We start from the raw sequence: 17,830 nt of genomic DNA on the forward strand, positions 1-17,830 counted from the left end.
GGGCTGGCGACAGCACAGGCTGTGCGTCGCACTGCATGACCAACGCTTATCGTGCAAGGTGAGCGTTGTTGTTTTATTGGCAGGCTTTTATAGTGTCCTGCACTTGTTTATGACCCAAGCGGAGCAGCAGAAGAATGACAAAATACGCCCTGGTCGGCGATGTGGGCGGCACTAACGCTCGTCTCGCCTTGTGTGAGGTGGAGACCGGCGCCATCTCCCAGGCCAAAACATTCTCAACATCAGACTACGACAACCTTGAAGCAGTTATCCGTCACTATCTGGATGAGCAGAAACAGGACATTAGCGACGGCTGCATCGCCATCGCCTGTCCGATCACCGGCGACTGGGTAGAGATGACCAACCATGACTGGGCCTTCTCAACGCGTCAGATGAAGGAAAGTCTGGGCTTTACTACGCTGGAAATCATTAACGATTTCACCGCGGTTTCCATGGCGATTCCGATGCTGACGGCGCAGGACGTCCTGCAGTTCGGCGGTAAATCACCGGTGCAGGATAAAACGATTGCCATCTACGGTGCTGGCACCGGGCTTGGCGTCAGCCATCTGGTGCACGTCGATAAGCGCTGGGTCAGCCTGCCGGGTGAGGGCGGTCACGTTGACTTCGCGCCAAACAGTGAAGAAGAGGATGCGATTCTCGAAGTGCTGCGCGCTGAACTGGGTCACGTTTCTGCCGAGCGCGTGCTGTCGGGTTCCGGACTGGTTAACCTGTATCGCGCGATTGTGAAATCCGATCAGCGCGAGCCGGAAAACCTCAAGCCAAAAGATGTGACCGAGCGGGCACTGCAGGACAGCTGCATTGACTGCCGCCGCGCGCTGACGCTGTTCTGCGTCATCATGGGACGGTTTGGCGGCAACCTGGCGCTGAACCTCGGCACCTTTGGCGGCGTCTACATTGCCGGTGGCATCGTGCCGCGCTTCCTCGAGTTCTTTAAAGCGTCCGGCTTCCGCGCGGCGTTTGAAGACAAAGGCCGCTTCCGCGATTACCTCGTTGATATCCCGGTCTACATGATTACTCACGACCAGCCGGGCCTGCTTGGCGCCGGTGCCCATCTGCGCCAGGCGCTGGGGCGCGTGCTGTAATCTGACGGGCGAACGGCTTCCCGTGCCGTTCGCCTTCAAGATGCATTAGCTGGCGAAACGCCTTCACCTTGCTACGACTCACCGGCACCTGCGCATCCATTATCGCGCAGCTTCACCAGATACGTGTTGTTAAACCACGGTTCGATCTCGCCAATCTTGCTCAGATTGACGCAGTACGAACGGTGGCAGCGAAAGAACATCGACTCAGGCAAACGGCTGCAAAACTCGCTGATCGCCATCGACATCACATAGGCTTCGCGCCGCGTGTAGACAAACGTCAGCTTCTCATGCGCTTCAACGTAATAGATATCGTTGATATCGGTCACGATAATGCGCCCATCTTTGACTAAATTCACCGTTTGCGGCGCGCTGGCTGCCGGATTGTGCTGCTGCGCCTGCTGCTGTTGTGCGCTGGCCTCCAGCTTGTTCAGCATGGTGATGATGCGCGACTCGTGATACGGCTTGAGGATGTAGTCAAACGCCTGCAGTTCGAATGCCTCAACCGCGTGCTCTTTCCACGCGGTGATAAACACAATCAGCGGCTTATGGATAAACTGGTTGATGTTCTGCGCCAGCAACATGCCGTCCAGCGACGGGATGTTGATATCGAGAAAAATCACGTCCACCCGATGAGTCTGTAGATACTTCAGCACTTCCAGCCCATCATCAAAGCAGGCTTCTATGCTGATCTGGCTATGCTGCTGGATCATCCAGCTAAGCTCTTGCTGCGCCAGGAATTCGTCTTCGACAATAATGGCTTTCACGCTGAGGTTTCCGCTAACGGGGTGAGCGAACCGGACAGCCGCTGACCACCCTTGCTAAGGGTAAAGGCGATTTCCGTACCGGGCTGATGACGGGTGATGGTTAAGCCGTGGCCGGACAGCAGTTTCACCCGGTGATGCACATTCAGCAGGCCTATTTTGTTGCCCGGCATTTCGTTGCGCGCCACCCGGCTAACCACCTCTTCGCTGATGCCGGCACCGGTATCGCGCACCGCCACGCGCACGCGATCGCCCAGATCTTTCACGCTCAGCGTGACCACGCCTTTGCCGCGACAGGGCTGAATACCGTGCACATGGCATTCTCCACCAGCGGCTGAATCAGCAGGCTGGGCAGCGAAAAGTGCAGATCCTCGTCGATGTCATAAATCATCGACAGCTTGTCGCCAAACCGTGCCTGCTCAATGGCGATGTAATCCTTCACCTGCCACAGCTCTTTTTTGATGTCGATGGGTTCATCGTGGTTGAGTTCCAAGTTGTAACGCAGGTAGCGCGACAGATTAATCACCAGCTGGCGCGCCGTGTCCGGGTTCAGACGAATGGATGAGGAGATGGCATTCAGCGCGTTGAACAGGAAGTGCGGGTTGATTTTGCTTTGCAGCGCGCGCAGTTCCGCTTTATTGGCCATTTCGCGCAGCTGCTCGGCACGCGAGACTTCCAGCTGCGTCGAGATGATTTGCGACAGACCGACCGCCATCTCTTTCAGTGAACCGGTAATACGATGGGTGCGGCGATAGTAGATTTTCAGCGTGCCGGTCACTTCCCCTTTTTCCCAAAGGGGAATCACCAGCATCGAGTGAATATCTTTGGTGCGGTGTGCCTCATCATTATTCTTAATGATAATTTTACCGCTGGTGATCGCCTGCGCGGTGGTCGGACTGATGCCGTCGTCGCCGTTGTGGTAGTTCTGCTCTCCGTAGCCGACGTAAGACAGAATCTGTTTAGTGTTGGTAATTGCCACCGCATCGGCATGGATGTCGCTGCGAATTATGGCGCACACTTTGCGCAGCGAGTCGCTATTAACCTGACGAAACAGCGGCAGGGTTTTGTTGGCAATTTCCAGCGCCAGCTTGGCCTGACGCGCGGCAATCGCCTCTTTTTCCCCTTCGACGCTCTGCACCAGCAGCACAATCAAACCAATGCTCGACGCACCGAGAATCATCGGCAGCGCGATTTCCGACACGATGGTTAAACCAAGTGACATCGGTTTCGCCCACAGCACGATCAGCAGCATGGTCAGGCTTTCACACAGCATGCCGCCGAGGATGCCGGCGCGCCAGCGCTGCTCTTTGCTGACGAAGCGGTTGATGGCACCGGCGGCGATACCGGCGACGATGCTGGTAATCAGACAGGGCACCGAGGTGATGCCGTCGATATCAATCAGGAAGCGGTGCACGCCGGCAATCACGCCGGTTGCAATGCCGCCCCATGGGCCGAACAGAATGCCGCCTGCCATGACCGCAATCACCCGGACGTTGAGCAGTGAGCCGTCAACGTTGATGCCGGACTAGGTGCTGAACAGCGCAAACAGCGAGAAGATGGCGGTCACCACGGCTTTTTCGCCGATTGAGTGTTCATCTTTTTGCAGTAGCTGACGAAATACGCGGGTGCGTGTCAGGAAGAACAGGCAGATCAGCATCAGCGCGGCTCGGTCAAACATCGCCAGCAGCATGTCGAAATGGGAAGGCACGGTGTTCTCCGGAACAGCCAAGGTTGCGGACATGATAAAAAATGTGATCGCGATCCGCCAGCGTCCCAGCAAGCTGCAGACGTTTCTCATAGCATGGATCAATTTTTAAGGTGCGCGCTGCCGGTGCGCATGAATGCGCACCCTGTAAAAACCGCAGATGCACTGTAGATACCGTCTTGCCGGTTACCTGGCAAGACATATTTCGGCATCGAACGGACGACCCGACTTCAGCACACCATAAGCCAGCTGCAGCAGCTTCTTCAGCAAACTTACCGCCGGATTCCACTTCATCGCCACTATCGCTGGCATGTACAGGGCCTTGCGCATCGCGCTGTTGCCCATCTTCGATATCCTGCTTTTGCCCTTCCACTCACCGGACTCCTGCCGCATCGGATTCAGCCCCACCCACGCCACAAGAGCCTTGCTGCTGCTGAACCTCGACATGTCCCCCATATACGCCAGCATCGTGCTGCCCAGCACGCCCGGGATGGACTCCAGCAGTTCCCTGTTCTTTTTAAGGCCCGGGTCATTGTCAATATGGTCGTTTATTGCCCGCTTCGTTTCGTCTATCTGCGCATCCAGCGCCGCAATGACCACGCGGATTGAGGGCTGCACCACCGCATCCGATACCTCCAGCCGGTTCTCTTCCATCTGCCGCATTTCCTGAAGATTCGTCAGGCGCTTCACCAGCGCTTTCAGCCTGCGTTCATTCAGCGGCGCCGGCTGCCACAGCGATGGACCGTGCAGTTTACAGTAGCGCGCTATCATGCGCGCATCGTCTTTATCCGTCTTATTCCGGCTCAGCTCGGCCTGCCCGAAGCGCCTGATGCGCGCAGGATTTTCCACGCTGACATCATAGCCTTCGTCGTGCAGGAAGGTGGCCAGCGGCTCACTGTACGCGCCGGTAGCCTCCATGCAGATATGGCAGCAGCCGAACGGCTCCAGCCATTTTTTCAGGGCGATAAAGCCCTTAGGGGTGTTGGGAAAGACTTTGGTTTTGTAAGACGTGTCGCCTTTCCAGACGGCCACATCAAACTTTCCGGAGGCAATATCAATGCCGACAGGCATACGGGTTTGTATAGATTCTCCTTAACAGCACAGGGAAACCGCCATGACCATCCTTATGGATGCGTGCTCGGGGCACAGGATACCGTCCGGTCTTGAAGGCGGGAGTTAAGTTGCCGGGGATGAATCCACAAAGCAGGCTTTATGCCCAGGGGTCGCCCCCATCTCACCAGCAACTTCCCGATGATCAGTCGGGGATCATCATACCCGGAGGAGAATGATCGGGATATAAGGGTCGCCATTCATGGCGACCGAAAATCATTTACTGGCAGGCATCACACACGCAGGCATTTCAAATGCCCGCTTACATTACGCCTGATGTTCGTCCGGGAACTCACGCATAAAGCGTTCAACATCATCGACCATCGCATCATTACCGCAGAAGAACGGGCAGCGCTGGTGCAGCGTTTCCGGCTGAATATCGAGGATACGGTTTTTACCGTCGCTGGCTTTACCGCCCGCCTGTTCGGCGAGGAAGGCCATCGGGTTGCACTCATACAGCAGGCGCGGCTTGCCTTTCGGGTGGCTGGCGATGCTGGGATAAAGATAAATGCTGCCTTTCAACAGGTTGCGGTGGAAATCCGCCACCAGCGAACCGATGTAGCGCGAGGTGTAAGGGCGCTTCGTTGAAACATCTTCTTCCTGGCAGAACTTCAGGTACTTTTTCACGCCCTGCGGGAAGCGGATGTAATTCCCTTCGTTAATCGAGTAGGTGTAGCCTTTTTCCGGGAAGGTCATGCGTTCGTGGCTCAGGCAGAACACACCGAGCGACGGATCGTAAGTGAAGGCATGAACGCCCACACCGGTGGTGTACACCATCATGGTTGAGGAACCGTACACCACGTAACCTGCGGCAACCTGCTTGTGGCCCGGTTGCATGAAATCGGCTTCGGTGATCGGCGTGCCAGGCTCACTAATACGATGATAAATCGAGAAAATGGTGCCGACGGAAACGTTAACGTCGATGTTCGAAGAACCATCCAGCGGGTCCATCAATACTACGTACTTACCGTTCTCCGAACCTTCAAAGATGACAAACTCATCTTCTTCTTCGGAAGCAATCCCCGCGACCACACCGCGCGCCTTCAGTGCCGCTTTCAGTTTTTCGTTAGCGAACAGATCCAGCTTCATCTGCTGCTCACCCTGCACGTTCTCTACGCCGCTGGCACCGAGAATATCCACCAGACCCGCTTTGTTGATGTCGCGGTGGATGATTTTTGCGCCCAGCTTGATGGAGGAAATCAGCGCCGTCAGTTCACCTGTGGCGTGAGGAAAGTCGTGTTGCTTCTCGACGATGAATTCGCCTAACGTTTTCATAACACATTCCCTGAATCTACGATGGAGTGGCAGCAGCTGTAACAAGCTACCAACGTATGCGTACGCAGTTTAGCCGATTGAACTTCAAAAACCATAGTCCTAATCCGTTTCCTCCCTCCGGACTCGGCGTTACACTGTGCGCCGAACTTTTGAGTAATGGATCTTTTTATGCGCATTTACATCCTTGGGATTTGTGGCACTTTTATGGGCGGACTGGCGATGCTGGCCCGCTCGCTCGGACACGAAGTGACCGGTTCAGATGCCAATGTCTATCCGCCGATGAGCACGCTGCTGCAACAGCAAGGCATTGAATTAACTGAAGGTTACGACGCCTCGCAGCTGGACCCGGCACCGGATCTGGTGATCATTGGCAACGCCATGACGCGCGGCAACCCGTGCGTGGAAGCGGTGCTGGAACGCAACACTCCTTACCTCTCCGGACCGCAATGGCTGCACGATTTCGTGCTGCGCGATCGCTGGGTGCTGGCGGTAGCCGGTACCCATGGCAAAACCACCACAGCCGGCATGGCAGCGCGGATTCTCGAGGCCTGCGGCCTAGAACCGGGCTTTATTATTGGTGGTCTGCTGGGTAACTTCGACGTATCGGCAAAATTAGGAAAAAGTCCATTCTTCGTCATCGAGGCGGACGAGTACGACTGCGCGTTTTTCGACAAGCGTTCCAAGTTTGTACATTACTGCCCGCGCACCCTGATCCTCAACAATCTTGAGTTCGATCATGCCGACATCTTCGACGATCTGCGGGCGATCCAGAAGCAGTTCCACCATCTGGTGCGCATCGTGCCGGGGCAGGGCAAGATCCTGCTGCCGGAACACGATCACAATATTAAGCAGGTGATGGCGATGGGCTGCTGGAGCGAGCAGGAGAGCGTGGGCGACAACGGCCGCTGGCAGGCGAACAAGCTGGTGCCGGATGCCTCGCGCTGGGAAGCCTGGCTCGACGGCGAGAAAGTGGCGGAAGTGAACTGGGCGCTGGTCGGCGAACACAACATGCACAATGGCCTGATGGCGATTGCCGCCGCACGTCACGTTGGCGTGAAGCCGTGCGATGCCGGTGAGGCGCTGAACAGCTTCATTAACGGGCGTCGTCGCCTCGAGCTACGCGGCGAAGTGAACGCGATTAAGGTGTATGACGATTTTGCCCATCACCCAACGGCGATTCTAGCTACGCTGGCGGCGCTGCGCAGTAAGGTCGGCGGCACCGCACGCATTCTGGCGGTGCTTGAGCCGCGCTCTAATACCATGAAGATGGGCGTGAGCAAGAGCGAACTGGCCCCTTCGTTAGGGCGTGCCGATGAGGTATTCCTGTTCCAGCCGCACCACATTCCGTGGCAGGTCGCGGACGTTGCGGAAGCCTGCATTCAGCCGGCGCACTGGAGCGCGGACATTGATACGCTGGTGGAGATGGTGGCTAAAGCGGCGCAGCCGGGTGATTCGATTCTGGTGATGAGCAACGGCGGCTTCGGCGGGATTCATCAGAAACTGCTGGAGCGGTTAGGTAAGTAACGCGTGGCCGGTTCAGGCCGGCCTTGGGCAGACAGGCGATCTGCCCTCATCCCAGCCTTCTCCCGCAAGCGGGAGAAGGGGCCGCCCAGTGCGGACGTCACATCCAGCGCTCTGCCTCAGCTACCTCAGCACTCTGCTTTTATATTTCCACTCCGCTTGCGGGAGAAGGTGCCGCCCGGAGCGGACGTCATATCCAGCGCTCGTCCTCAGCTACCTCAGTACTGCGCTTTATATTCCCTCTCCCGCTTGCGGGAGAAGGGACCGCCCGGTGCGGACGTCATATCCAGCGCTCGTCCTTAGCTACCTCAGCACTGCGCTTTATATCCCCTCTCCCGCTTGCGGGAGAGGGTCAGGGTGAGGGCAACCGTCTGCAGTAGACTTACGCTTCAGCCAGCTCGCGCAGGTACTGGAAAATCTGGCGGGCTGCTTTTGGTGGCTTATTGGCGGCTTTCTCTTTCTGCGCGTTGCGGATCATACTGCGCAGTTGCTGACGGTCGGCGTGCGGATAGAGATTCAGCACTTCCGCCACCGCGTCATCACCCTGTTCAATCAGCCGATCGCGCAGCTGCTCCAGCTTATGGAACAGCGCAACCTGCTGGTTGTGGCGGTTCTTCAGCTTATCCAGCGCCAGACGGATTGGCTCTTCGTCGCGCTGACGCAGCATTTTACCAATCAGCTGCAGCTGGCGGCGGCGGCCTTCCTTCTTAATGCGCTGCGCCAGTTCAATGGCGTCACGCAGCTGTTCATCAAGCGGGATCTTATCCAGGGAGTTTTTCCCTAAATCCACTAACTCGGCGCCCAAGCGTTTCAGCTCCTCGGCGTCGCGTTTAATTTCACTTTTACTGACCCAGATAATCTCTTCGTCTTCTTCTTCCTGATTATCCGGCACATCGTCGAGCCAGTCTTCGGGCTGCTTCGTCATCTGTTGGCTCCCTAAAAAAAGAGGCTAATCCTACCAGTTTATCGGGCGACTGCGAAATTGTTCTCTAAGTCTGATAGACTCAATAAATTCATACTTAAGATTAGACGGCAGGTCGATGAACGTATCTACTCAGGTTGCAGAACAACGTAAAGTGTTAGAACAGGCTGTCGCGCAGGCGCTGGAACTGGCGCAAGCCAGCACCGACGGAGCAGAAGTGGCGGTCACCAAAACCACCGGAATCGGTGTCAGTACCCGCTACGGCGAAGTGGAAAACGTCGAATTCAACAGCGATGGCGCGCTTGGCATTACCGTCTATCACCAAAACCGCAAAGGCAGTGCTTCCTCGACCGATCTCAGCCCGGACGCGATTAAACGCACCGTGCAGGCGGCGATCGATATCGCGCGCTACACCTCGCCCGATCCCTGTGCTGCGCCGGCCGAACGCGATCTGCTGGCGTTCGAGGCGCCAGATCTCGATCTCTATCACCCATGGGAGATCGACGCCGATCGCGCCATTGAGCTGACCGCCCAAGCCGAGCAGGCCGCGCTGCAGGCTGATAAGCGCATCACCAATACCGAAGGGGGCAGCTTTAACAGCCACGTCGGCATCAAAGTTTTTGGTAACAGCCACGGCATGCTGCAGAGCTACTGCTCGAGCCGGCATTCGCTGTCGAGCTGCGTCATTGCCGAGCACAACGGTGACATGGAGCGCGACTACGCGTACACCATTGGCCGCGCGATGGGCGATCTGCAAAGCGCAGACTGGGTGGGCGCGGAGTGCGCACGCCGTGTGCTGGCACGTCTTTCGCCGCGTAAGCTGCCGACCATGAAAGCGCCGGTGCTGTTCGCGCCGGAAGTGGCTACCGGCCTGTTCGGCTATCTGGTGGGTATGATCAGCGGCAGCAGCGTTTACCGCAAATCCACCTTCCTGCTCGACGCGCTAGGCCAGCAGATTCTGCCGTCATGGCTGACAATTGAAGAGAAGCCGCACCTGCTGAAAGGGCTGGCGTCGACGCCGTTCGACAGCGAAGGCGTGCGCACCGAAGCGCGCGAAATCGTGAAAGATGGCGTCCTGCAGAACTGGCTGCTGACCAGCTATTCGGCGCGTAAGCTCGGCCTGCAAAGCACCGGCCATGCGGGCGGCATTCATAACTGGCGCATCGCCGGTCAGGGCCACAGCTTTGAGGATCTGGTGAAGCAGATGGGGCGCGGTTTGATCGTTACCGAGATGATGGGTTCCAGCGTCAGCGCCATGACCGGTGACTACTCGCGCGGTGCGGCTGGCTTCTGGGTTGAAAACGGAGAAATTCAATACGCTGTGAGCGAGATCACAATTGCGGGCAACCTCAAAGATATGTGGCTCAATATGGTAACGGTCGGTAACGACATTGAAACGCGCAGCAATATACAATGCGGATCGGTGCTGCTGCCGGAGATGAAAATCGCCGGACAATAAAGACATCGCTTGATGAAAGCAGCCCACAGCGGCTGCTTTTTTTTCGCCTGATAATAATTAAAGGAAAACGTTATGCGTAAGCATGTGATTGCCATGTTGTCTTTGTCGTTGCTGTTCTCTTCAGCCAGCCTGTTCGCGGCTGACCTGGAGCAGGATATGGATACTCTGAAAGACGGGCTGAGTGTCGTTAAGAAAACCTCTGACGCTCAGGAAATGCACGCTGCACTGGGCAAGATGTGTGCCGCAGCGCAGGATGCAAAAAATTCCACGCCGGAAAAACTGGAAGGCCAGGGCGCTGACAGCGCACAGATCAAGGATTACCACGCCGGTCTGGACTCACTGATTGCCCAGATCGACGTTGGCGACCAGCTGGCGCAGGCCAATAAGCTGGACGAGGCGAAAACCGAAGCGAAGAAACTGGAAGATATCCGCAACGCCAACCATAAGAAATTCTGCTGATAAACCGGGCCAGCCTGCTGGCTGGCCTTATTCCTGCCGCGGCTTCGCGTCATTCCACCGTTTTCATCCCGCTTTTTACCTCATTTCACGCATTTCGTGACCGATCTCGCATAGTTCGTGCATCGTGCGATCTGACACACAGTCGCCCGTGGGATTTCCACTTTGAGGTGGAAATGTTGCGTCTCCACACCGCCAGGCGGACAGCGTAATTTCTTCTCAACGCGAATTATCTGACATTGTCCGCTGTAAACAGGAGTAACAAGGTGAGGAGTGATGCTGTCCCGCTGAAACCGAGCACGCCGGAGGCAATCCAGGCGCTGGCGGATAAGGTGATGAATCAAATCGCGGCGCTGTATGCCGCGCACCACATTGCAGCCAATGCGGTGCAACAGCAAATGCTGGCCTCACATGTCCGCGCCATGGCGGCACGCTCTCTCACCGGAGAGGCGCTGCCGGACGTCGAAGCCGAACTGTTTGAGGACATCTCGCCTGAGACCATGGCGCTGGCGCAGCAGGTGGTGGATCTGTTTGGCAATTTGCCTGTCGAAGAAGCCTGGCTGCTGTCGGTGCATATCGAAGTGGCGAAATCGAACGAAGCATGAATTGAGAGAGGAACGGAATATGGTAACGGTAGTGATTGGCGATCGTCTGGGTAAAGGACAGAAAGTGGCTGCTGGCGTCGAAAAAGCCGGCGGCCGGGCAGTAGTGGTGCCGGGCGTGGCGGCGGATATGAAGCTGGGCGATGTGATGAAGGCGGAAAACGCTGATTTCGGCATCTCCTTCTGCGGCAGCGGCGCCGCCGGTGCCATCACCGCGCAGAACAAGTACCGCTACAAAGCCAAACACGGCATGCGTTCAGTTGATGAAGGGGTGACGGCCATCAACGAAGGCGCTACCGTACTCGGTTTTGGCTTCATGGATAAAGAAGAGCTTGATAGGACGTGAGATATTTAAAAGGGAAACGTGCGATAGATGTGGATCTACTTGGGACAAACTGGATCCATCTGGGACAAGTCAGGGTGATTAAGTTACACATAGTGAAACAGAAATCATTACTTAAAATCATCTACCATGGCTCGAGATATCTACCTAAGACAATAAAAATGGCTATGTATGTGTTAAATGTTGCGCGCCTAACAGGCTCCACGCTTTTTTATTTAAAATCAAATGGTTGATTAGAATTTTATGGCGCTCGAGTATGCGTCTCCAGCCCAGATAATGCCTAGAGCCTGTTAGATGTACAACATTTAACACATACATAGCCATAAAAATTAGTCTTCATATTTATTAGTATATAGCCAAATGACTTCTTTCATATAAATAACACTGCATCATAAATATTAAGTATTTGGCTATATCATAGTAATTACTCAATATCGAATACAGCAGGAGGAAGTGGGTGGATCATTGCTTGCACTCGCGCTTGCGCTACAGCCAACTCTGCGCGAATCTTTGAAAGTTGTAGTTCTTTATGAGCCAACAGGTGTTTATGTACAAGGAGCAGATCTGCCATTGCACGCACACCTTCTATCGTATCCCCTGATACAACAACGTCAGTGGCGCGATAAATAACATTTTCCCTTTCGCCCATTTCACATAAAATGGTATCTATTTTTTTCATTAAGGAATTCTTGCTCATGCCTTATCTCCATTGGTTTTCTAGTCAACATTGTGGTAATTGTGGTCGTACATCAGATTTTCAGTTGCTCTATGCACATCCACTCTCCGTCAAAAGCAGCGATGATCGCCTATCTAAATGGGTGGCGAGCGATAGCGAATATCGAGCTTTATCTACTTGTAATTACTGTCATTACCCTTATATGCTTGATCTAACACTTCGTCCTATAACCTATCTACATAAAAAAGAATTGGGCGTTGATAACTTTAAACAGCATATGGTCATTAAGTTCCTAAATCGTTTGGCACCCGTTATAACCTGGTCACCAGGTCCTGGCCCTCGCTATAGCTCGGGTATGGCTTACCAAGAACATGAATGGGGGCAATGCCTCCACAAATGGTTCGACATCACAGCACGCCATCCAGACTCTACGCTTAAAACACCGACGGCCTTACCTACAGAATTAGCGAAAGGATTTAACGAATTATTCGGAGTACGCAGTGTGCCCAGATTTACAGTCATTGCATGCAGAAGCTTATTAGAAAAAGCATGCAAATATACACTTGGCGACGAAGGTCGAGATACTAAACTCATTCAGCTTATCAATAATGCTATTAAGCGGTTAAAAACGGTTGAAGCCATTGCGGACTGGGCTCATACCATACGGGTCATTGGAAATGATGCCGTTCATGGGGATGAATATGACCCTACTCCAGCAGAAGCTGATGAAGCGGTTCGTTTTACGACATTGTTTCTTGAACTACTTTTCAGCTATCCAGAACGCATTAAGACACTCAAAAAATAAATTAACCTTATATCCCATTCTTTGTTTTTGGCGGGAAATAGGCTATTAAACGTCTTTAATAAAGTTATCTTTGTGACGCCAGCCTAGCTCTTGTTGTTGGGTATACATGCTGGATGCTAACGAATAACAGGTAGTGTGCTGTACTTAATCCTCTAATGGGGCATTATCCTCAAATAAACTACCTTGTATGCGGGCCAGTTCTTCTTTTTTAACCCGCTTGACTACCGAATAAATCCACTGTAACGAGACTTTGTATTTACGCGCCAGCGCGTGGTGGTTATGGCCGTTGAAGTCAGCAAATATCTCCCGGTCACGCTGATTAATTTTCCACATCAACCCCATTGGAAAATAGACATTTTGCCCGCCCCAGACCGCCATCATCTGACTGGCGACGGCATCACCTATCTGGCTGGCGACAGCAGGGTCAACATCGATAATCTGCCTGACAGTCTGGGCGGTGTGTTCGGCCAGCTCAACCAGTAACTCCGGCCCTTTGCTACGAAAGGTATTCTCTAGCATGATGCTGCCCTCGCCACGCGCTTTTGCCACTGCTTGAGTTTCTCGATAACCTGGCTGGCCTGTTGGCTGTCCAGCCAGTAAGGCGAATCACAGCCGGTTTCGCGTTTAACAAAGTGGGCCAGGGCTGTTGCTGACGCATCACGGACAATGCCCTCCTGGGCCATTGCCTGCCACAGGGCCTGCATTTTCTGGAGTTGCGGACGGTCGGTCTGCTTTTTTGTATTGGCTTGATGGGGCTGGATACGGAAGCCTTGTGTCTTCAGGGCGTTTAACACCTGCGCCAGTTGACCGGGATTCAGGGCTTTTGCCGATGTTTTCCCCGTCAGCCTGTGCAGCATCTGGCGGTAAGTCGCGTCATCCAGTTTGAGCTGGTGGGCGGCAATATGGATTAACTGCAGGTACTTTTGTCGGGTCATCGGTGACGTCCTTTATCGTTGTGGTCGGGGTCAGGTTTCCTTATGCGGTGAGCAAAAAATAATCCTTCGGGGTTTGAAGGATTATAAAATGAATGGCGTTATTATACAATTGAATGGTTTACATGCCGCTTTTCCGCTATGACTTCTTCACGCAAATCGCCCTGGCATCAATATCCCTGAAGGTTTCAAATTTTTTCGCAAACAGTCTGGCGGCCTGCTGACAGGCGGTTGCCGTGTCAAAATCCTGTGTATGCAGGGAGGAAAAAACATTATCGCTATAAGGACTGGCGTACATGGCCAAAATTAATATCCACATGGCGATGTCCTCCCCGTTAACCGGCGGGTTTATTGTGAGTGTGTGGCGTTGATGGCGAATTTGTCGTGCCACTAAAAGGTATCACGACAAATTCGCCATCAACACCACCCCATCATCAAAACTCACGAGGGAAATAAACCATGAATATTGACCTTTGGTTAGTTTTTTTAGGGGGTGTCTTGCTCAGTGCCGTATTACCCGGCGCTGGCGCTATCCTCACCCTTAACCATGCCTTTCAGCGGGGATGGCGCAAGACGCTACCGCTTATTGCCGGTCAGGCGACCGCGTTAGCCTTGATGGTACCCATTATGGCACTGAGCACGGAAGCGTTGAGCGCTTCAGCAACAGCCTGACTGCTGCTGAAAGGCATTAGCGTATTTTGGTTGCTGTTTGCTGCATACCGAAACTGGCGCGCACCGGTCATCCTGGATGCCTACGATGTCGTCGCATTGACCCGCGGCGCGCAACGGTTCTGCTGGGGTTTTCTGACCGACATCACCAACGCCAAAGCGCTCGCTTTCCTGCTTGCCACACTACCGGTCTTTCTTAATCCGGCCCAACCATTAGGGCCACAAATCACCCTCATGACCCTGACGATGGTTGATGGTCGATGCGCTGATGATGACGCTCTACGCGCTCATCGCCGCCCGCTTGCGGCCTTATTTTCAATCGCCAGAAACCCGCAAACAACAAAACCGCCTGTTTGCCGGTTTCCTGGTGTTCATTGCGTTCAGTATTTGTTTTGTTGAACACCCGACCTTAATTCAGTAAAAGAGGAGACCTCACGATGTGGATATTAATTTTAGCGCTATACGCCAGCCCCTATGCCGGTAATGCTTATTCCACGCTGCATACACAGGAGTTTGACACGGCAAGCGCCTGTCAACAGGCCGCCAAGCAGTTCACAGAAAAATTTGAAACCTTCAAAGATATAGATGCCAGGGCAATTTGCGTGAAGAAGTCATAGCGAAAAAGCCGTATTTTATTCATTCAATTGTATAATAACGATATTCATTTTATAATCCTTCAAAACCCGAAGGATTATTTTTTTATTCATGGCATAAGGAACCCTGACCCCGACCACAACGATAAAGGACGCCTCCGATGACCCGACAAAAATACCTGCAGTTAATCCATATTGCGGCCCACCACCTCAAACTGGATGACACGACTTACCGCCAGATGCTGCACAGGCTAACGGGGAAAACCTCGGCAAAAGCCCTGAATATCGGTCAACTGGCGCAGGTGTTAAACGCCCTGAAAGCTAAAGGCTTTCGTATCCAACCGACTCAACCCACGACGAAAAAGCAGACCGACCGTCCGCAACTCCAAAAAATGCAGGCCCTGTGGCAGGCAATGGCCGATGAGGGCATTGTCCGTGATGCGTCAGCAACAGCCCTGGCCCACTTTGTTAAACGGGAAACCGGCTGTGATTCGCCTTACTGGCTGGACAGCCAACAGGCCAGCCAGGTTATCGAGAAACTCAAGCAGTGGCAAAAACGCGTGGTGAGGGCAACCTCATGCTAGAGAATACCTTTCGCAGTAAAGGGCCGGAGTTACTGGTTGAGCTGGCCGAACACACGGCGCAGATCGTCAGACAGATTATCGATGTTGACCCCGCTGTTGCCAGTCAGATAGGCGATGCCGTCGCCAGCCAAATGATGCGGGTCTGGGGCGGGCAGAATGTCTATTTTCCAATGGGGTTGATGTGGAAAATTAATCAGCGTGACCGGGAGATATTTGCCGATTTCAATGGACATAACCATCGCGCCCTGGCACGCAAGTACGAAGTCTCACTACAGTGGATTTATTCCGTGATCAAACGGGTTAAAAAAGAAGAACTGGCCCGCATCCAGGGCAATCTGTTTGAAGATGAAGATAAGCCGCCTCGATGACTGTTTCTTGTTTCACGCAGTGAAACGTCGGAGAGAAAAACATAACCTATACACCAGATAGTGAGTATTGGGTTAATGCTAACCAGACAATAGAAGGATATTTCATATGCTCGATTCATCAGCTGATGGTTGGATCTCTTGTCAAAATCAACTTCCAGCTCCTGAACAATGGGTGCTAGTTTACTCTAGCTATGGGGATATGAAGGTCTGCTTTCTGAGCCAAAGAAGGGAGTGGGATGACGGTGATTTCTACAATGATGTCCATGGAGTTACTCACTGGATGCCGCTGCCACCTGTTCCGCGAGAAAGCACTAATGAGCCCTGGCAACACGGGGCGAAGGAGGACTGAATGATAGATGCATCGCTGTTGGATCTGCCCTGGGCAACTCTGGTAACACTGGCCTCTGGCTACATCGGTTATTTTATTGCCAATGTCGGTCTGAAAGAACACCATAAACCCATTGATATTCTCTTCTCCACACTGATTTTTAGCCTGTTGCCGACAGCAATATACCACGTGACACTATGGTGTGGCGTCAATGCTTACACGGCAACGTTATTGCCAGTGTTATTGGCATTGACCCTGGGTGCATCGTGGCGTAAATATGGGCGTAAACGGTTGTACGCGTTTCTCCGGAAGCATAATATCTCGTGGTCTGATGGTACCCACTCTGCCTGGCAACAAATGTTTGGCCTGACGGATTATCGGGTGACCGAAGTATTTGTGGTACTAAAGGATGGTTCGGGCTTGCTGTCACGATTGCCTGGACGCTTCGAGGGACTTCCAAATGGGCCTTTTACACTGGGTAATAACGGCGATGTCATTCTCTATGTCACGCATAGAAGTTCGGCAAATAGCGATGACTGGGTAGAGTATGGGGATGTTATTCATCAGGACTACGGCGCTCTTGCCACTTACATCCCTGCAGATCAAATTACCAGAATAGACATCAGGAGAAGAGAAGCAAAGCCATCATGCTCTTCTACCGACTCAACTGGATACGACTTCAAGCAGCAACATGATTTCAAGAATCGATTAATTTGAGTGATGATTCCTGTTTCACTATGTGTAACTTAATCACCCTGACTTGTCCCAGATAGATCCAGTTTGTCCCAGGTAGATCCACATTTATCGCACGTTTCCCGTTTAAATATCTCACGTCCTATCATAAACTCATCGCCCATCAGCTCGTTAAACTCATCGCAGTGCAGGTTAATCAGGGACTTCCCTTCTTTCCCGCTAGGCAGGCCCGCATTGATACCGTGTTTGTAGATATGGCCGGCCACGCTCACCAGATCGGCGAACATGGAATTGCCCACCGCGCTCGCTACCATACTGTCACTGAGCGCATCGAGCCCCACATAGACCACGGCCTTTTTACGGATGATTTGCTCCCAGTCAAATATGGGCCGTGAGTCATCCATATCGAGATAGTCGGGAGCCAGCAGTTCAGCGGTTTTGCCGGTGGTCAGTTTTTCCAGCAGCGGCAGCAGGGATGCCACGATTTTGTCAAAGTAAGTGCGGTCATAACGCACCGCTGACCGCAGCCCGTCGAGGATGGGATCGTAGAGTTTTTTTCCCTCCTCAGAACTCAGCGCAACCTCGATGGCCCAGATGCGTAACGCATCCGGCTGTCCCTGCATGTTACGGGGCACGTCGTCCTCGCCCAGCACCTGCTGATTATTCTCAATCTGCGTCTGCAGAGAGGGCAGTTGCTCATGAATGATTTTCTCGGCGTAGCGGATATAGAGATCGGCGATATTGTTCACGTAGCGCATAATCAGCGTATAGTCAGGGCGTTCACCCAAGGCAACCAGCGCACGGGCAATAATGTTGACGAACCGCCAGGCAAATTCACGAAAGGCGGCATTATTGCCGTCCCCTGAAAGCTGACCGGCCACGCGGGACGCCACCTCTGACACGTCCTATCACGCAATCTGGCACATTG

21 protein-coding genes and 3 pseudogenes are annotated in these 17,830 nt (G+C 53.4%); 14 read left to right on the forward strand and 10 right to left on the reverse strand.

The window, feature by feature from the left end:
* The first annotated feature begins 134 nt into the window (after window positions 1-134).
* Window positions 135-1,100 carry a glucokinase gene (gene glk, locus AC6I8M_RS17415; RefSeq protein ID WP_010616793.1) on the forward strand — a complete coding sequence of 322 codons (966 nt, stop codon included), beginning with the start codon at window positions 135-137 and terminating at the stop codon, window positions 1,098-1,100.
* 37 nt (window positions 1,101-1,137) lie between these two features.
* On the opposite strand, the pseudogene AC6I8M_RS17420 reads toward glk, so the two are convergent.
* The 4 genes and pseudogenes from AC6I8M_RS17420 to fbp all read right to left on the reverse strand — a co-directional run.
* Window positions 1,138-1,864: pseudogene (locus AC6I8M_RS17420) on the reverse strand (LytR/AlgR family response regulator transcription factor); the annotation flags it as partial.
* Window positions 1,861-3,551 (reverse strand): annotated as a pseudogene (locus tag AC6I8M_RS17425) (LytS/YhcK type 5TM receptor domain-containing protein). The pseudogenes AC6I8M_RS17425 and AC6I8M_RS17420, both read right to left, overlap by 4 nt.
* Before the next feature lie 201 nt (window positions 3,552-3,752).
* Complete coding sequence (locus AC6I8M_RS17430; RefSeq protein WP_498013404.1) at window positions 3,753-4,637, reverse strand: IS110 family RNA-guided transposase; 885 nt, start codon at window positions 4,635-4,637, stop codon at window positions 3,753-3,755.
* 306 nt (window positions 4,638-4,943) lie between these two features.
* Entirely contained in the window at window positions 4,944-5,951 is a 1,008-nt protein-coding gene (gene fbp / locus AC6I8M_RS17435) for a class 1 fructose-bisphosphatase (protein ID WP_010617114.1), read from the reverse strand.
* A gap of 168 nt (window positions 5,952-6,119) precedes the next feature.
* On the opposite strand from fbp, the gene mpl reads away from it, so the two are divergent.
* A complete protein-coding gene (gene mpl, locus AC6I8M_RS17440; RefSeq protein ID WP_498013536.1) occupies window positions 6,120-7,475 on the forward strand; it encodes a UDP-N-acetylmuramate:L-alanyl-gamma-D-glutamyl-meso-diaminopimelate ligase in 1,356 nt (451 codons plus the stop codon).
* A gap of 379 nt (window positions 7,476-7,854) precedes the next feature.
* Here mpl and yjgA read toward each other — a convergent pair whose 3' ends face one another.
* Window positions 7,855-8,397, reverse strand: a complete 543-nt coding sequence (gene yjgA, locus AC6I8M_RS17445; protein ID WP_010617112.1) for a ribosome biogenesis factor YjgA — start codon at window positions 8,395-8,397, stop codon at window positions 7,855-7,857.
* A gap of 115 nt (window positions 8,398-8,512) precedes the next feature.
* Here yjgA and pmbA point away from each other — a divergent pair, with 115 nt between their 5' ends.
* From pmbA to AC6I8M_RS17465, 4 genes are all read left to right on the forward strand, one after another.
* Window positions 8,513-9,853 carry a metalloprotease PmbA gene (gene pmbA / locus AC6I8M_RS17450; RefSeq protein ID WP_022547927.1) on the forward strand — a complete coding sequence of 447 codons (1,341 nt, stop codon included), beginning with the start codon at window positions 8,513-8,515 and terminating at the stop codon, window positions 9,851-9,853.
* A gap of 72 nt (window positions 9,854-9,925) precedes the next feature.
* Window positions 9,926-10,312: a cytochrome b562 gene (cybC, locus tag AC6I8M_RS17455; protein WP_010617111.1), complete on the forward strand. Its 387-nt coding sequence runs from the start codon at window positions 9,926-9,928 to the stop codon at window positions 10,310-10,312.
* 263 nt (window positions 10,313-10,575) lie between these two features.
* Complete coding sequence (locus tag AC6I8M_RS17460) at window positions 10,576-10,914, forward strand: glycine dehydrogenase (RefSeq protein WP_010617110.1); 339 nt, start codon at window positions 10,576-10,578, stop codon at window positions 10,912-10,914.
* A gap of 19 nt (window positions 10,915-10,933) precedes the next feature.
* Window positions 10,934-11,257, forward strand: coding sequence for an SFCGS family glycine-rich protein (locus tag AC6I8M_RS17465; RefSeq protein WP_498013537.1), 324 nt, complete (start codon window positions 10,934-10,936; stop codon window positions 11,255-11,257).
* A gap of 421 nt (window positions 11,258-11,678) precedes the next feature.
* Here the strand turns inward: AC6I8M_RS17465 and AC6I8M_RS17470 are convergent, their stop codons facing one another.
* Window positions 11,679-11,951, reverse strand: coding sequence for a hypothetical protein (locus tag AC6I8M_RS17470; protein WP_010617108.1), 273 nt, complete (start codon window positions 11,949-11,951; stop codon window positions 11,679-11,681).
* On the opposite strand from AC6I8M_RS17470, the gene AC6I8M_RS17475 reads away from it, so the two are divergent.
* A complete protein-coding gene (locus tag AC6I8M_RS17475) occupies window positions 11,950-12,735 on the forward strand; it encodes a DUF4145 domain-containing protein (protein WP_195910893.1) in 786 nt (261 codons plus the stop codon). The two genes, AC6I8M_RS17470 and AC6I8M_RS17475, sit on opposite strands and share 2 nt — an antisense overlap.
* 144 nt (window positions 12,736-12,879) lie before the next feature.
* On the opposite strand, the gene AC6I8M_RS17480 is transcribed toward AC6I8M_RS17475, so the two are convergent.
* From AC6I8M_RS17480 to AC6I8M_RS17490, 3 genes are all read right to left on the reverse strand, one after another.
* A complete protein-coding gene (locus AC6I8M_RS17480) occupies window positions 12,880-13,254 on the reverse strand; it encodes a Mor transcription activator family protein (protein WP_498013538.1) in 375 nt (124 codons plus the stop codon).
* Window positions 13,248-13,670 carry a gp16 family protein gene (locus AC6I8M_RS17485; protein ID WP_498013375.1) on the reverse strand — a complete coding sequence of 141 codons (423 nt, stop codon included), beginning with the start codon at window positions 13,668-13,670 and terminating at the stop codon, window positions 13,248-13,250. Before AC6I8M_RS17485 ends, AC6I8M_RS17480 begins: the two co-directional genes overlap by 7 nt.
* A gap of 136 nt (window positions 13,671-13,806) precedes the next feature.
* Window positions 13,807-13,986 carry a hypothetical protein gene (locus AC6I8M_RS17490; protein ID WP_022547326.1) on the reverse strand — a complete coding sequence of 60 codons (180 nt, stop codon included), beginning with the start codon at window positions 13,984-13,986 and terminating at the stop codon, window positions 13,807-13,809.
* Window positions 13,987-14,126: 140 nt separating this feature from the next.
* Between AC6I8M_RS17490 and AC6I8M_RS17495 the strand changes: the two genes are divergently transcribed.
* The 7 genes from AC6I8M_RS17495 to AC6I8M_RS17525 all read left to right on the forward strand — a co-directional run bounded on the left by AC6I8M_RS17495 (window position 14,127) and on the right by AC6I8M_RS17525 (window position 16,926).
* A complete protein-coding gene (locus AC6I8M_RS17495; protein WP_022547380.1) occupies window positions 14,127-14,339 on the forward strand; it encodes a LysE family translocator in 213 nt (70 codons plus the stop codon).
* Between the two features lie 250 nt (window positions 14,340-14,589).
* A complete protein-coding gene (locus AC6I8M_RS17500) occupies window positions 14,590-14,757 on the forward strand; it encodes a LysE family translocator (protein ID WP_022547379.1) in 168 nt (55 codons plus the stop codon).
* Window positions 14,758-14,773: 16 nt separating this feature from the next.
* The gene (locus tag AC6I8M_RS17505) at window positions 14,774-14,953 is read left to right on the forward strand and encodes a hypothetical protein (protein WP_022547378.1); all 180 of its coding nucleotides are present in this window, start codon (window positions 14,774-14,776) and stop codon (window positions 14,951-14,953) included.
* Window positions 14,954-15,090: 137 nt separating this feature from the next.
* Window positions 15,091-15,513 (forward strand): gp16 family protein, encoded by a 423-nt coding sequence (locus AC6I8M_RS17510; protein ID WP_022549413.1) that lies wholly within the window; start codon window positions 15,091-15,093, stop codon window positions 15,511-15,513.
* Complete coding sequence (locus AC6I8M_RS17515; RefSeq protein WP_498013539.1) at window positions 15,507-15,881, forward strand: Mor transcription activator family protein; 375 nt, start codon at window positions 15,507-15,509, stop codon at window positions 15,879-15,881. The genes AC6I8M_RS17510 and AC6I8M_RS17515 overlap by 7 nt, the downstream gene beginning before the upstream one ends.
* A 106-nt stretch (window positions 15,882-15,987) precedes the next feature.
* Window positions 15,988-16,230 carry a DUF551 domain-containing protein gene (locus tag AC6I8M_RS17520; RefSeq protein WP_022547376.1) on the forward strand — a complete coding sequence of 81 codons (243 nt, stop codon included), beginning with the start codon at window positions 15,988-15,990 and terminating at the stop codon, window positions 16,228-16,230.
* Window positions 16,231-16,926: a hypothetical protein gene (locus AC6I8M_RS17525; RefSeq protein ID WP_022547375.1), complete on the forward strand. Its 696-nt coding sequence runs from the start codon at window positions 16,231-16,233 to the stop codon at window positions 16,924-16,926.
* 122 nt (window positions 16,927-17,048) lie between these two features.
* On the opposite strand, the pseudogene AC6I8M_RS17530 reads toward AC6I8M_RS17525, so the two are convergent.
* A pseudogene (locus AC6I8M_RS17530) lies at window positions 17,049-17,804 on the reverse strand (P-loop NTPase family protein); the annotation flags it as partial.
* Window positions 17,805-17,830 lie beyond the last annotated feature (26 nt).

The sequence above is a fragment of the Type-A symbiont of Plautia stali genome, assembly GCF_059731155.1.